Below are 13,607 nucleotides of genomic sequence, written 5' to 3' on the forward strand. Positions count from 1 at the left end.
CGTCTGCGTGCAGTTTGCGGCGGATACGCAAAGCGATATTTTAAAGCTAACGGGCTCAAATTTGAGCTTGTCGCAAAAGCTCGCCGAGCTAAACGAGCAAAAAGCTGCGCTAGCTAGTCGCCTGGAGGACGTGAGGGGCGCAGTAAAAGAGGAGCTAGAGCGCCTAGATACGGCTAAAACTGCGGCTAGCTACGAGCTTGGGCTAAGGTCTTTGGCGCAAACGCTAAAGCAGCGCGTCGCAGACGACGTAAACTATGCGGCCGCCAAAAAACAAAAGATCGACCCGCAGCGCCTCTCGCGTATCGCGCAAACTACGATAAAAGACGGCGTAGTCGTCCTGATGCGTCAAAACCGCAACGAAATCGTGCGGCAAATCGACGTGTGCGCACAAAATATCGCGCTAAAATTTGGCGAATTTGAGGGCAAAACGGCTGCTATCGAGGTCTTTAGCATAAACGACTATCTGCAATCAAAAGGGATAAATTTAGAGTGCATAGAGGTCGCGGACGCGGTAGCTGGCGCGGCAAACTCGGGCGCGCAAGGCGTATCCGAGGCTGCCAAATTAGCCGCGGAGGAGTTTTTGGGCGCCCAGCGGATAAAAAATTTCGTTTTCGAGCTTAGCGAATTTGAAAAAAGCGAGTTTAAAAAGCAGATCGAAGCCGCGCTAAAAGAGCAAGAAAAGGCGCTCGCAATCAGCGAAGAAGCCCTAAAAAACGAGCTTGCCCAGCTGGCGCAAACTAGCGGAGCGAGCTCGCGGGAGCTAGAGCGACTAAACTCGCAAAGCGAGGCGATAAATGCTATAAATTTGGAGCTGCAAAGTGTTTGAGGAGTTTATAAACGCGTATAAAACGCGGTATTTTAAGATATTTTCGGACGATTTTCACGGGCGATTTAAGCGGCTGCAAAACGAGCTAACCGAGCCCAAATTTCACCCTAGCATCGAGCTAGAGCGCGAGCTAAATAAACTCGATCTATTTTTATCTAGCCCGCTTACAGTCGCTATAGTTGGACAGTTTTCTAGTGGCAAATCTACGTTTTTAAACGCGCTTTTGGGTAGCGAAATCTTGCCCTCGGGCCTAACTCCGGTGACATCCAAGCCGACCTTTATCAGATACGGCGCCGCGCCCGGTCTTAGCGTGCTTTACGAAAACGGCAGAGAGCTGTATCTGGGCGTCGAGGAGATAGGGCGATTCGTCGATCAGCGCGTGTTTGGCGATGATGTTAGCAGGCTTTGCGTTTACGCGCCCTCTGAGATTTTAAAGCTGGTAAATTTCGTCGATACGCCGGGGCTAAACTCGCTCTCAAAGGCCGACACCGCCGTCACGCACGAGGTGCTAAAAGACGTCGCGGGCGTCATCTGGCTAAGCCTCGCCGATAACGCCGCGCGCGCTAGCGAAGCCGCGCAGATCGAGGAGTTTTTAGCTGACGGGGGTAAAACGGCGATCTGCTTGCTAAATCAAAAAGATAAGCTAAGCAAGGACGAGCTTGAGCGGCTAAAAAATCACGCACAAACGACATACGGGAGATTTTTTGGGCGCATCATCGCGGTTTCTGCGAAGCAGGCCGTAACGGCGCAGGCAAACGGCGACGCGGTGCTTTTGGCGGAGTCAAATTTTAGCGAAGTGATAAGCGCTATCCGCGAGCTTTTTGGCGGCGAAGAGATAAAAGAAAAATTCGTGCGCGAAAAGTGCGCTAGGCTGGTTGCCGTAAATGCCGAACAACACGAAAAGATCGCTAAAATTTACGAAAAAGCGGGCGATATAATCGCTAAATTTGACGCCGAGCTGGAGTCAAATTTAAAAGCCGTGCAAGAAAATTTTAAACCGAAAATCGAGCTAGCCTTTAACGAGCTAAAACACGTCGCAAAGCTCGTTGCAGACGAAATATTAGCCAGTCTAAAAAGCGTGAAAAAGTATAAATACGCGCCTCGAAAAACGCTGCTAAAGGGCGAGTATTTTGAAGCTAGCTCGTATGAGGCGGTTGATTTTGACAGCGACGAGGTGTTTTCAAAACTCATCTACAACGACGTAAAATTCGCCAAATTTTTTAGGACGTATAAGCGCGGCTTAAGCGCGCTACAAGAGGAGATCGGCGCGGCACTGGATGAAATTTACGCTCGGCTAGAGTGCGAATTTATGATTTATAAATCCGAATTTGAAAATGCCCAAAAAGAGGACGAAACGCACTCTGATACCGTGTTTGCCGACGTTAGGACGTATGCGGGGCAGGTGTATAGGACGTTTTTGCGAGACTATGAGACGGCGAAATTTAAAGGACTGCAAAAGACGGCGCTGTTTTTTGAAAAGCTAAACCTCAAAGTCGCCGCAAACTACGAAAACGCCGTTAAAATCGCCGTGTATTTTCTAAAAGAAAAAATCGCGGGCTCGATGCGCGCACACGAGCAAAACGGCTTTGCTCTGTTTATCCCAAGCTTTGACGAGGTGCAAGACCGCGTTTTGACGTCGCTAAATTTATACGAATTTGAAAACGAAATGCTAGGTAATGCGTCATTTTTAAATAAAATTTTATCGGCTCTAAAGAGCGAATTTGCGCAGATAAAGAGCGAAAAACTAGCTAAGATCGCAGCTCTATCTGCAGGACACGAGAAGCTAAGGGATGAAATTTTAAAAGCGGGCGAGAGGTTTGGTGAGCAAGATCTCGTTTAAGCGCGTCGATCTAAACTATATTTGAAAGCCAAGTTAAAATTTGCTCCCAAACGGGCTTTTTGTTCTCGTCCTTGAAGCCTAAAAGTAGCTTGATGAATTTAAAAACGAAAATAACGAGCAGGAAAATATACGTGATGAAAATGCCGACTAAAATTTCGTCGAAATACTCTTTTGATATGAAGTAGATGACCGTGCATAGCGGAGCACAAACGGCTGCGATACCTAAAAATAGCTTGACTTGGCGTAGTAAAAAATCACTCATGCTTGATAACCTTTTCAAATTTGAGTAGCTAGGGTTGCATAAATTAAATCGCTTGCCAAATTTTCGCTAGCCGAGCTGCAAATTTAACGCTTAAATTTGCAAGAATGCGCGATAAAGCCGAGCGTGTAACTCAATTTTAGAGCAAGCGCAGTCAAATTTAACAAAAACGTTAGGCTAAATTTAACTAAATTTAATCCGCTGCACTCCAAATTTAGCCAAATTTACCCGTCAAACCCGACTTTCTTATCCTCGCCGAAATTTGAGCTCATCTCGCGCTTGATCTCGCTTTCAAAGTCGCCGATCGTAAATATCCCGTCCTCGCGCACGGCGACTTTTAGAGCCGTATTTTTAAGTGCTAGCATGATTTGCGCGCCGCTTAGCTCAAATTTAGCCAGCTGTTTGACGTCGAAATTTTCTTCAAAGCTCGCATTTTCGGGCAGCACTTTGCGCCAGATCGCAAGACGAGCGGCGAGGTCGGGCTTTTTAAACTCGATCTTATAATCAAACCTGCGAGAAAACGCGATATCTAGGCTTTGCAAGAAGTTCGTCGTGGCGATGAGCACGCCCTCAAAGCGCTCGATTTGCTCCAAAAATATATTTTGCATTTGGTTGTGCATCTTGTCCGCCCCACTGCCGCCCTCGACGCGCGTGCTTAGAAACTGATCGGCTTCGTTTAGCAGTAGCACGGGCTCGCTCTTGCTTTTGGCGCAGATTTCTTTGTAGGTGTCGAAAATTTTACGCACGTTTTGCTCGCTTTCGCCGACGTATTTGCTCAAAATTTTAGAGCAATCAAAGCTAAGAACCTGCTTTTTTAGGCTCTTTGCGAGGCTTAGCGCGCTCATGGTTTTGCCCGTACCCGGCGGTCCGTAAAAGATGATTTTGGCATCCACGTTTTTGCGCGACTTGATGCCCCAGCTAGATAGGCGCGCCAGCACGCGGCGATCTACTTGCTTTAAGATCGCGTCCAGCAGCTCTTTTACCTTGACGTCCAGCACGACGTCGTTTATGTCGGTCGATGGCTCGATGAGCTCAAAGATTTCCTGCTCTTTTACGAGAGTTTCTAGCGCTAGTTTTTTGCTTTTGCTCTCGGTTTTTGGGTGCATTACGCTTTGTAAAATTTCGTCTGTTATGTAAAATGTCCTGCTAAAGCCGCCGTAAGCGTTTAGCGACTCGTCGTAGTCGATGAGGCCGTTTTCGATTAGTTTTGAGCCCTCGTCCAGTAGAGCGCGGTTTTTTATGCGTTCAAATTCATCCGCGCTTAAAATCCCCACAAGCGCGTTTAGATCGCGGTTTGCGTCCGTTTCGCCGACGTATTCTTCCTTTAAAAGCGCGAGGAAAATCAGCTGCTCTTTGTCGTTTAGCGCGTTATCTTTGAAAATTTGCTCGACGGAAATCGAAATTTTGCTTAAATTTAGCCGTTTTTCGATGATGGCTTCTAGCTCTTTCACGTCTTTTTCGAGGCGGCTTTTGGCGTCGCTTGAGACGTTTTTGCTAAAAAACGAGAGCTTGCCGTAAAGCTCCACGCGTAAAAACTGATCTTTTAGATAATCAAGATGATCGGCGTAGGGCGCGACTGCGGGCAACGTAAGTCCAAATTCGCCCTCTTCTAAAATTTTTAGAAAAAGCGGCGAGAGCGAGATCTCGCTGTGAAGCAGGCCTAGTAAATTTGAGCCCGCACCGTCTGCGTTAGGGTTTTTAAATATAGAAAAGCCCTGCACGATCCAGCCGCTTTCTAGCAGGTTTTTTACATCTGCAAGGCCTGCTAAAAATTTATACTCCTCGCTACCAAAAACCGCGCAAAGCACGTCGTAGGCGCTACTTTGCGGAGTGCCCTCGACGTAGTTTTTGCTCAGGTGGCGTAAAATTTTCGCCTCGTTTTCGCTGCATTTTATGAGCGAGGAAATTTTAGAATTTTGCTCGCCGCCGATAAACTCTATCAAAAACCGCACTAAATTTCACCCCTTATCTGATCCTTTAAAACGCGTTTGAGCACCTTGCCCGTCGCATTTTTAGGCAGTTCGTCTTTAAAATAAATCGTCTTTGGAATTTTAAAATTCGCCAAGTGTTTTTTTAGATGCGCGCGGATATCTTTTTCGTCTAGGCTCATATTTTCTTTAAACTGGATAAACGCCGTGACCTCCTCGTCCGCGTGCTCGTCTCTGACGCCGATAACGGCGGCGGCTTCGACTTCGGGTAGCTTAAAGAGCACCTCCTCGATCTCGCGCGGGTAGATGTTGATGCCCTTTGAGATGATGAGGTCTTTTTTGCGGTCGACGATAAAGATATAGCCCTCCTCGTCGATCTTAACGAGGTCGCCCGTGCGCAGCCAGCCGTTTACGATCGTTTCGTCGGTGGCGTCTGGCATATTTAGGTAGCCCTGCATCACGCAGTCGCCTTTTACGATTAGCTCGCCGACCTCGCCTGCGGATAGCTCCATCATCTCGTCGTTTATGCATTTTACTTCGTAGCCCGGCAGCGGCAAGCCGACGCTTGAGATTTTTTGTTTTTGCAGCGTGTTTGCCGATACGATAGGCGAGCATTCGCTAAGGCCGTAGCCCTCTATCAGCACCGCGCGCGGAAATTTAACGCGAAAATCGGTAATAGTCTGCTCGGCCAAAGGCGCTCCGCCGCTGATGAAAATCCTAATGCAGTTAAACCAGCGAAAATACCACGGGATTTTGGCCTTGCCGATAGCCGTATAGATCGCCGGCACGCCTAAAAATACGGTCGCGCGCTTGAGCAGGACCTGTTTTAGGACGTTTGAAAACGGGAAAATGGACTTTACCAAAATAAGCGAACACGCCGAAAATATCGGTAGCAGCACCATCGCCGTGAGAGTAAAGCTGTGAAACATCGGCAAAAACACGGCAAATCTATCTTTCGTGCGTACGTGAAAGACCTCGTGCGCGCCCTGGACGTTTGAGATGAGGTTGCGGTAGCTGATCATCGCGCCTTTTGGCTTGCCCGTGGTGCCTGATGTGTAGATGATGTGGGCTAGGTCGTCGATCTTTGGCTGGTCGGTCAAATTTAGCTCTATACGGCAGTTTAGCGCGTGCGCGTAGGCGATATTGTTTCCGTCAAATTCGGCCCTATCGCCAATCCAGACGATCTTTTTGATCGCAGTTTTGCTATCTAGTCCTTTTATCTCTTTTGCGAGTTCGACCGAAGCAAAGAGAAATTTCGCCCCGCAGTCGTTTATGATGTATTCGAATTCTTCGTATTTTAAGAAGGTATTTATCGGCACTGCGATCGCGCCAAGCAGAGTGATGGCAAAGTAGCTAGCGATAAACTCGGGCGAGTTGTTTACTATCATCGCGACTCGGTCGCCTTTTTTTATGCCCATACCTTGCAAAAACGCAGCCAGCGTAAAGGCGTTTGTGCGTAGCTGATTGTAGCTGATCTTGCTAGTTTCCGTATAGATCGCGATACCGCCGCCGTTTTTATCGACCGCGGCGTTTAGCATATCCTCGAAATTTTCGTAAGGGTAGTTCATGACTGGGCCTTAAAATTTATATTTTACGTTCAAATTTATCGCCTGAGCGTTGCCGCGTTCAAATTTGCCGTTTGGATAGAGTCCCGACGCGTTTGAGTAGTAGTTCACGTCGCGCGCTTTTCTGTCTTGGTAGAAGTAGCTAGCTCCTAGCTCCAAAGCGCCTGTAAATTTGTAGTTAAAGCCCGCTGCATAGATGACGGCTTTGGTATCTGGCAGGTCAAAGCCCGTAGTATCGGCTCTAGAGGCGGCCTCGTCAAACGTAACCGCGCCCATCAGGCGGAGCTTATCCGTCGCGTCGTGCGCTACGCCGATACGGTAGGCGTTGCTGTCCTTCCAGTCACGCTTTTTAGATGCGTCAAATGCCGCAAAAAACGGATTGCGGTAGTGTGCGGCCGAGGCACCAGGGTAGTTGAAGTCAAGCTCTTTCCACGCCGACCAATACGTTCGCTCAAAGTCAAATAGCAGCGTGGTGTTTACGATTTTGTACGATAGGGCTAAATTTAAGCTCGCAGGCAGCGGTACGGATAGCTTTGCGCTGCCGCTATAAGAGCCGCTCGGAAACGCTCCCCTCGGGTGCGCCGGTGCGCTGATGTCGGTGTCGCCTTTTAGATTCATATTTACTTTTGAGCGGTAGGTGGCCGCTAGGCTCAAATTTGAAGTAGGTTTATAGGTGATTGCCGCGTTGTAGCCGAAATTTATGCGGTCGCCTTTGATATCCTGCGAGGCGGGTAGGGCGCCTGAGACCTCCTGCACGGCCTCTCCTCTAGCGTAAACGGCGCGCAGGCCAAAGCCTAACGCGATGTTGTCGGTTAGCGCGTAGGCGACGCTAGGATTTACCTCGATCACTTTTAGGTCGAATTTTTTAGAAGTAGCTTTAGGCAAATTCTCGTCCCATCTCATCGACATTCCCGCAGGCACGACGACTGATAGGCCAAAGCGCCAGTCGTCAAACTGCGGCGTCACGAAGTGAAACGTAGGTACGAGCGCGTTCGCTCTTTTGGAGGTGAGTTTGTTGCCGTTATAGTGCCTATACTTCGTCTTCGACATGCGCAGGTAGGTTAGCGAGCTCTCTAGGTAGTGTCCGCCGTCTAAAAATATCATATTTGCCGGGTTATTATAGGCTGCGTCGGGACCGAAGCTCGTCGCGACGTTTGAGTTTAAAAGCGCGATACTATCGCCGCTTTGCTCGGGGATTTTAAAGCCCGCCGCATTTAGACAGCAGCAAGCCGCTAGGCAAACGCCGATATATTTTCTCATTTATGCTCCTTTAAAGTTTCTTAAAATTTTTATCTCGTCCACCCAGATGCTCTCGTCGATCGTCTCTAAAACTAGCGGGATATCGTCCGTGCGGGGGTCGTTTATGATATTTTCAAATGTCTTTAAGCCCAAAAAGCCTTTGCCCAGGCTCTCGTGGCGGTCCTTTTTGCTGGCTAGGTCAAATTTCGTATCGTTTAGATGCATGCCGCACAGCATATCGCGTCCGACTATCTCGTCAAATTCGCTCATCACACGCTCGTAGTCGTCTCTGATGTCGTATCCTGCGGCAAATGTATGACAGGTGTCTAGGCACACGCCGATCCTGTTTTTGTCGATGCAGCGTTTGATGATATGGGCTAGGTGTTCAAATTTAAAGCCCAAATTTGAGCCCTGACCCGCGGTATTTTCTATGACTAGCTTTACGTTTTGGCTATTTTCTAACAGGAAATTTACCGAGTTTGCGATATTTTCGAGGCAAATTTCGGGCGAAATTTCGTTTAGATACGAGCCTGGGTGAAAATTTATCATCACTAGACCTAGCGCCTCTACGCGGTAAATTTCGTCTAAAAATGCGTTAATGGACTTTTGTCTTTGCTCGGCGCTCGGATGGCCTAAATTTATAAGGTAGCCGTTGTGGGGCAAAACGTGCCTGGGCTCGATGCCGGCTGCTTTTAAATTTTGTTTAAATTTGGAGATATTTTCCTGGGAAAGCGGCTTGGCCTCCCATTGGCGCTGGTTTTTGACGAACATCGCAAAGGCGTTTGCGCCGATGTTTGCCGCATTTAGCGGAGCGTTTTCTACGCCGCCCGCGATGCTGACGTGCGCGCCGATAAATTTCATTGAAGCTCTTTTATGATGATTTTTATGCGGTTTTTAGCGTCGAAAAAGCTGATATTTTTACCGCAAACTTCGTATTTTATTGAATATTTACTTATATCTTGTATAAAACCGCACGAATTTGTCATTACATTTATGCCGTCATACAGCGGTTTGCGCTCCAAAATTTCCGCGAAAAAGTCGTCGTATCTCTCCTCCAAAAAGAACTTTTTGTTAAATTCTTTTTTCTCAAAACACGCGCCGTTCATGCAAATTTTGTCGTTTATTTTGAGATTTACCGTATTTACGCCCGAGCTGTAAATTTGCAAATTTAGCTGGTTTGCGGTTTTATGCAGGAAGCCCACGTCGTTGATTTTTAGCGGCGGAGTGAGGATGGTGACGGTAAATTTGTCTGATGATTTTTGGCTTTGTAGCGCGGCACAGCCGCTAAATGCAAGGCAAGCGAGCGCAGTCAAAGCAAATTTGGAAAATTTTTTCATGATTTTTTATCCTTGGTTTAAGCTATTTTTTATTATCTTTAATGTAAAATCCCATTTCCGCTAATTTGTGGCCCCTTCGTCTAGCGGTTAGGACATCGCCCTTTCACGGCGGTAACACGAGTTCGAGTCTCGTAGGGGTCACCACTTCATTTTAAATTTCACAAAAGATTTTAATTTTATCCGCTTATCGCTTAAACGCCCTTTATCTAAATACAATTTTTCTTAAATTCGGATTTTCTAAAATTTAACCTCAAAACCGTTTGCACCGTATTTTGTAAAACCAAATTTCATTGCGTCAAATTTTAATCTCCGCCAAATAAACAAAGCCAGCCAAATTTAATCGCAAAATTTGATCCCGAAACGCCCATTCTTGCTTGCTTAATCAAATTTAAACCCGTTTTGGCTATAATCGCGCCCTAATTTATAAAAAAGGAAAAAAATGTTCGATTGGATTTTTTCGCCCGAGGCGTGGCTGTCGCTCGTGACGCTAACGGGGCTTGAGATCGTGCTCGGTATCGATAACATCATATTTATCGCGATCCTAGTCGGCAAGCTACCGCCCGAGCAGCGCGACAAAGGCCGCATTTTAGGGCTTTCGCTCGCGATGCTAACGAGGATTGCGCTACTGCTTTCGTTATTTTGGATTATGAAGCTTACCAAGCCGCTATTTAGCGTGTTTGATTTTACGATCACAGGGCGCGATTTGGTACTGATTTTGGGCGGGCTTTTTCTCATCGGTAAGTCCACGCTCGAGATCCACTCAAGCGTCAGCGGCGAGCACGAGGAGCACTCGGCGAGCAAAGGGCATGCGAGTTTTTGGGTCGTTATCGCAGAGATCGCCGTGCTTGACATCGTCTTTTCGCTCGATAGCGTCATCACCGCAGTGGGCATGGCAAACCACATCGAGATCATGATTTTAGCAGTGATACTTGCAGTGGGCGTGATGATGTTCGCGTCTAAGGGCATTTCAAATTTTGTCGATAATAACCCGACGATCAAAATTCTCGCGCTTGCGTTCTTGATCCTGATCGGCTTTACGCTAGTGGGCGAGGGGCTCGGTATGCACGTGCCTAAGGGCTACGTTTACTTTGCGATGGCGTTTTCTCTGGGCGTGGAGCTCATCAATATCTACGCTCGCAAAAAGTCGGCAAAACGCGCAAAAGAGGCTCAAAAGTAAAATTTGAGCCTTTAAATTTGCTTTTGGGCGCGCAGGGCGGCAAATTTGACGCTTCGGCTTTGTTTTTTGAGGCGTTAAATTTAGGCAGGGACGAATTTGAGTGGTAAATTTAAAAAGCAAAGGAGCTAGCGTGGACGTAAAAGGCGAATTTTTAGAGATTTTGGAGGGACTTAGGAGCCAAAAGCTAGCGGCGTTTTCGCAAAAACTCATCAAAAGCCCCGAAATTTTAGGTGTAAAAACTCCCGAGCTAAGACGCCTGGCAAAGCGAAATTTCGCTCGGTTAAATCTAAAGCAGATCGCCGAATACGAGCCCTTTTTTCACGAGGAGTTCATGCTAAAGGGCTTTTTGATAATGCTCGTAAAAGACGACGAAGCTAAATTTAAGCTAGCGAGCGAGTTTATCAAAACGATGCCAAACTGGGCGGTGACAGACGGCTTTGAGCCTAAATTTACCGAGGCGCGCTACGTAGATGCGCTGCTAAAGCAGGCTCTAGGCTCAAATTTAGAATACGAAAAGCGATTTTTCTATGTTTATTTTATGCGTAATTTTAACGCGCTTCCGCTTGAGCGGTTTTTTGAAATTTGTGCCGAGGAAAAAGACGAGCACTACTACGTGCAAATGGCCGCTGCTTGGTGTTTAGCCGAGGTTTTTATCAAATTTGACGGCGCGGGGCGAGAGCTGCTAGAGAGCGGGCGACTGAGTAAATTTACCCACAACAAAACGATCTCAAAGATCCGCGACAGCTACCGCGTGCCAAAAGACGTAAAAGACGCGCTTTTGGAGCTCAAAATCAAGTGAATCTCACAAAAGAGCCCATAAACAAGCTCGTGCTGCGCCTAGCCGCGCCCGCGGGCGTCGCGATGAGTTTTAATACGCTTTACAACGTGACGGGCGTGTTTTTTGCCGCGCACATCTCGACTCAGGCGCTGGCTGGCTTTTCGATGAGTTTTTTGCTCTACATCAGCGTCGTGGGCGTGGGGCTTGGCTTTGGCTCGGCGCTAACGGCGCTTGTGGGCAACGCGCTTGGCGGAGGCAAAGAAAAACTCGCTAAAATTTACGCCGCAAAAGGCGTGTTTTTCGTATTTCTTTGCGCGGTTTTTATGGGACTTTCGGGCTTTATTTTTACGCCGCATTTGCTTAAAATTTTAGGCGCGAACGAGGAGTTTTTACGCGAAGCCATGGCGTATAACCGTGTAATATTCCTTGCTTCGCCGTTTTTCTTACTCATAAAATCCTTAAACGGCGTGCTGGTAGCCGCGGGCGACACAAAGAGCCTGCGAAATTGGCTTTTTGCGGGACTTTTTATAAATTTGGGCTTTTGCTTTTTTTATGTGGATTTTTGCGGACTGGGTATCGGAGGGATAGCGCTGGCAACGGCTTCGGTGCAGCTTCTTGGTTCGTTATTTTTAGGCATTAAGGTCGCAAAAACCGGCATGATAATTTTTTTAAATTTCCGCTCGTTTGCGCCTGAACTTGCCATCTACAGCAAAATTTTAGCCCAGGCCTTGCCCGCGTGTCTAAACTATCTCTCGATGTCGCTTGGCGGGCTCGTGCTCATGCATTTTATCAGCCGCTACGGCACGCACGCAGTCGCAGGCTACGGGCTAGCGCTACGTATCGAGCAGATCGTTATGCTGCCGACGACTGGCATCGCGTCGGCGGTTCTTGGTATCGTATCGCAAAACTTCGGCGCGCGCGAATACGCCAGAGTACGCGGCTGCTACGCTTATGCGGTTAAATTTTTAGCGGTTTACTGCGTTTTTGCGGCGACTTTTTGTCTCGGGCTAGGCGGGATTTTGGTCGGGTTTTTTGACGAGATGCCCGAGGTCGTAAACGCGGCAAAAAGCTATTTTGCGGTAAATTCGCTAGCGTTTATAGGCTACGCGCTCATAAATCTCTCCGGCTCGACGCTTCAAGGCGTAAAAAGGCCCGCGGCGGTTTTTGTTTTAAATTTTACTCGCCAGATAGTGCTGCAAATCGCGCTTTACTCGATTGTTGCGGATATTTTTGACGGCGAGTTGCAAGATATTTTTAAGGCGATGTTTTTTAACGTTTGGCTGATCGGGCTAATTTTTTTCTTTTATACAAAATTTATTCTTAGCCGAGTTTGCGCGGCTTGAAGCGAAAATTTTCACAAATTTTGAAATTTAAGCTTATTTTTCTTGACATACCGTATTTTTTTGGCTACAATGCGCCTTTTCAATAAGTAGGCTAAACTCGCAATGCCTCGGGGTGTAGCGCAGGCTGGTTAGCGCATCTGGTTTGGGACCAGAGGGCCGAAGGTTCGAATCCTTTCACCCCGACCATTTGTTAGATGGTGAGTGTAGCTCAGTCGGTTAGAGCATCAGATTGTGGTCCTGAGGGTCGTGGGTTCGATTCCCATCACTCACCCCACTTGGGCGCTCGTAGCTCAATTGGATAGAGCGACAGACTTCGGATCTGTAGGTTATGGGTTCGACTCCTATCGGGCGCGCCACTTTGTTTTTATGCGCTCATAGCTCAGCTGGATAGAGCAACGGCCTTCTAAGCCGTAGGCCTCAGGTTCGAATCCTGATGGGCGTACCACTTTATTATTGTTGTGCGGATGTGGTGAAATTGGCAGACACGCCAGACTTAGGATCTGGTGCCCCACGGCGTGAAGGTTCAAGTCCTTTCATCCGCACCATCCAAAACTCCCTAAAATACGATATTTCAAGACTTAAGCTTTCAAAAGGTAGCCCGATAGGTAACCCAAACTTCATACTGTTTAGTTTCTAGTTTAATGTTTCAAAAACTACTATATTATTTGATCGCTTTTTTACAAAGATGTAAAAAGTATATTTTTCTAATTTTTTATAAAATGGTTTCTATATTTTTGCTTTTGTTTGTACTAAAATTTATTTAGATCGCAACATATATTTTCTATTATTTTATATATTTTTAGCCAAACGAATATAGATAATAGAGTAGATGAGCTATAAAATGTGGATGTTAGTGAAAATTTTCCTAATTCCTCGCCAGAGGCGATGACACAAATAAAATCAATTTATGAAATAAATCAGAAAATTATTTTTACCATCTTCGTGTTTGTATTTTAAAGTATGGCCGTGTTTTATAAAAATTTGGTTTGCGATATAAAGCCCAAGCCCCAACCCAGAATTTGACGTCTCAAATTTTCTATTAAAAGTTCTATTAAAATCAAGCCTTTGCGGATCAAGCTCATCGCCTACGCTACTTATACATAGAGTATTTTTATCTATGCTTACAACAACCTTTTCGCTAGAGTATTTTAAGGCGTTATCGATCAAATTTTTAATTCCGGTTGCATAAAGCTCAAAATCAACCTCAACCGCACTTATTTCCGCATCCGCTCGCACTTCTATGCGGCTCGTGTCTTTTAATAAAAGCATATCTACCGAGTGATCGACGATGTCTATAACTCGGTGCTTATTTTTC

The 13,607-nt window shown here is 46.7% G+C and carries 11 protein-coding genes, 6 tRNA genes and 1 pseudogene; 11 read left to right on the forward strand and 7 right to left on the reverse strand.

What is annotated here, in order from left to right; all coding sequences use genetic code 11:
• Positions 1–826, forward strand: a pseudogene (locus Q0314_RS06125) (dynamin); the annotation flags it as partial.
• Positions 819–2,666 carry a dynamin family protein gene (locus tag Q0314_RS06130; protein ID WP_298057550.1) on the forward strand — a complete coding sequence of 616 codons (1,848 nt, stop codon included), beginning with the start codon at positions 819–821 and terminating at the stop codon, positions 2,664–2,666. The pseudogene Q0314_RS06125 and the gene Q0314_RS06130, both read left to right, overlap by 8 nt.
• Positions 2,667–2,676: 10 nt before the next feature.
• Here the strand turns inward: Q0314_RS06130 and Q0314_RS06135 are convergent, their stop codons facing one another.
• The 6 genes from Q0314_RS06135 to Q0314_RS06160 all read right to left on the reverse strand — a co-directional run bounded on the left by Q0314_RS06135 (position 2,677) and on the right by Q0314_RS06160 (position 8,994).
• Positions 2,677–2,928 carry a hypothetical protein gene (locus tag Q0314_RS06135; RefSeq protein ID WP_298057551.1) on the reverse strand — a complete coding sequence of 84 codons (252 nt, stop codon included), beginning with the start codon at positions 2,926–2,928 and terminating at the stop codon, positions 2,677–2,679.
• Between the two features lie 221 nt (positions 2,929–3,149).
• Positions 3,150–4,877: an ATP-binding protein gene (locus Q0314_RS06140; RefSeq protein WP_298057552.1), complete on the reverse strand. Its 1,728-nt coding sequence runs from the start codon at positions 4,875–4,877 to the stop codon at positions 3,150–3,152.
• Entirely contained in the window at positions 4,877–6,421 is a 1,545-nt protein-coding gene (locus tag Q0314_RS06145; protein ID WP_298057554.1) for a fatty acid--CoA ligase, read from the reverse strand. The genes Q0314_RS06140 and Q0314_RS06145 overlap by 1 nt, the downstream gene beginning before the upstream one ends.
• A 9-nt stretch (positions 6,422–6,430) precedes the next feature.
• Positions 6,431–7,678: an OmpP1/FadL family transporter gene (locus Q0314_RS06150; RefSeq protein WP_298057555.1), complete on the reverse strand. Its 1,248-nt coding sequence runs from the start codon at positions 7,676–7,678 to the stop codon at positions 6,431–6,433.
• Entirely contained in the window at positions 7,679–8,518 is an 840-nt protein-coding gene (gene nfo / locus Q0314_RS06155) for a deoxyribonuclease IV (RefSeq protein WP_298057556.1), read from the reverse strand.
• The gene (locus tag Q0314_RS06160; RefSeq protein ID WP_298057558.1) at positions 8,515–8,994 is read right to left on the reverse strand and encodes a hypothetical protein; all 480 of its coding nucleotides are present in this window, start codon (positions 8,992–8,994) and stop codon (positions 8,515–8,517) included. Before Q0314_RS06160 ends, nfo begins: the two co-directional genes overlap by 4 nt.
• A 69-nt stretch (positions 8,995–9,063) precedes the next feature.
• On the opposite strand from Q0314_RS06160, the gene Q0314_RS06165 reads away from it, so the two are divergent.
• The 9 genes from Q0314_RS06165 to Q0314_RS06205 all read left to right on the forward strand — a co-directional run bounded on the left by Q0314_RS06165 (position 9,064) and on the right by Q0314_RS06205 (position 12,837).
• Positions 9,064–9,138 (forward strand) — tRNA-Glu (locus Q0314_RS06165).
• A 295-nt stretch (positions 9,139–9,433) separates the two neighbouring features.
• Positions 9,434–10,171, forward strand: coding sequence for a TerC family protein (locus Q0314_RS06170; protein WP_298057560.1), 738 nt, complete (start codon positions 9,434–9,436; stop codon positions 10,169–10,171).
• Between the two features lie 100 nt (positions 10,172–10,271).
• Complete coding sequence (locus Q0314_RS06175; RefSeq protein ID WP_298057561.1) at positions 10,272–10,970, forward strand: DNA alkylation repair protein; 699 nt, start codon at positions 10,272–10,274, stop codon at positions 10,968–10,970.
• Positions 10,967–12,292 carry an MATE family efflux transporter gene (locus tag Q0314_RS06180; RefSeq protein WP_298057563.1) on the forward strand — a complete coding sequence of 442 codons (1,326 nt, stop codon included), beginning with the start codon at positions 10,967–10,969 and terminating at the stop codon, positions 12,290–12,292. Before Q0314_RS06175 ends, Q0314_RS06180 begins: the two co-directional genes overlap by 4 nt.
• 108 nt (positions 12,293–12,400) lie before the next feature.
• Positions 12,401–12,478, forward strand: a tRNA-Pro gene (locus Q0314_RS06185).
• A gap of 11 nt (positions 12,479–12,489) precedes the next feature.
• A tRNA-His gene (locus Q0314_RS06190) sits at positions 12,490–12,566 on the forward strand.
• A 5-nt stretch (positions 12,567–12,571) separates the two neighbouring features.
• Positions 12,572–12,648, forward strand: a tRNA-Arg gene (locus Q0314_RS06195).
• Between the two features lie 12 nt (positions 12,649–12,660).
• Positions 12,661–12,737 (forward strand) — tRNA-Arg (locus Q0314_RS06200).
• 15 nt (positions 12,738–12,752) lie between these two features.
• A tRNA-Leu gene (locus Q0314_RS06205) sits at positions 12,753–12,837 on the forward strand.
• A gap of 355 nt (positions 12,838–13,192) precedes the next feature.
• Here Q0314_RS06205 and Q0314_RS06210 read toward each other — a convergent pair.
• Positions 13,193–13,607 (reverse strand): ATP-binding protein (locus Q0314_RS06210; protein WP_298057564.1); only part of this gene is annotated, 415 nt, incomplete at its 5' end.

Source organism: uncultured Campylobacter sp. (assembly GCF_938040115.1).
Classification (GTDB): domain Bacteria; phylum Campylobacterota; class Campylobacteria; order Campylobacterales; family Campylobacteraceae; genus Campylobacter_A.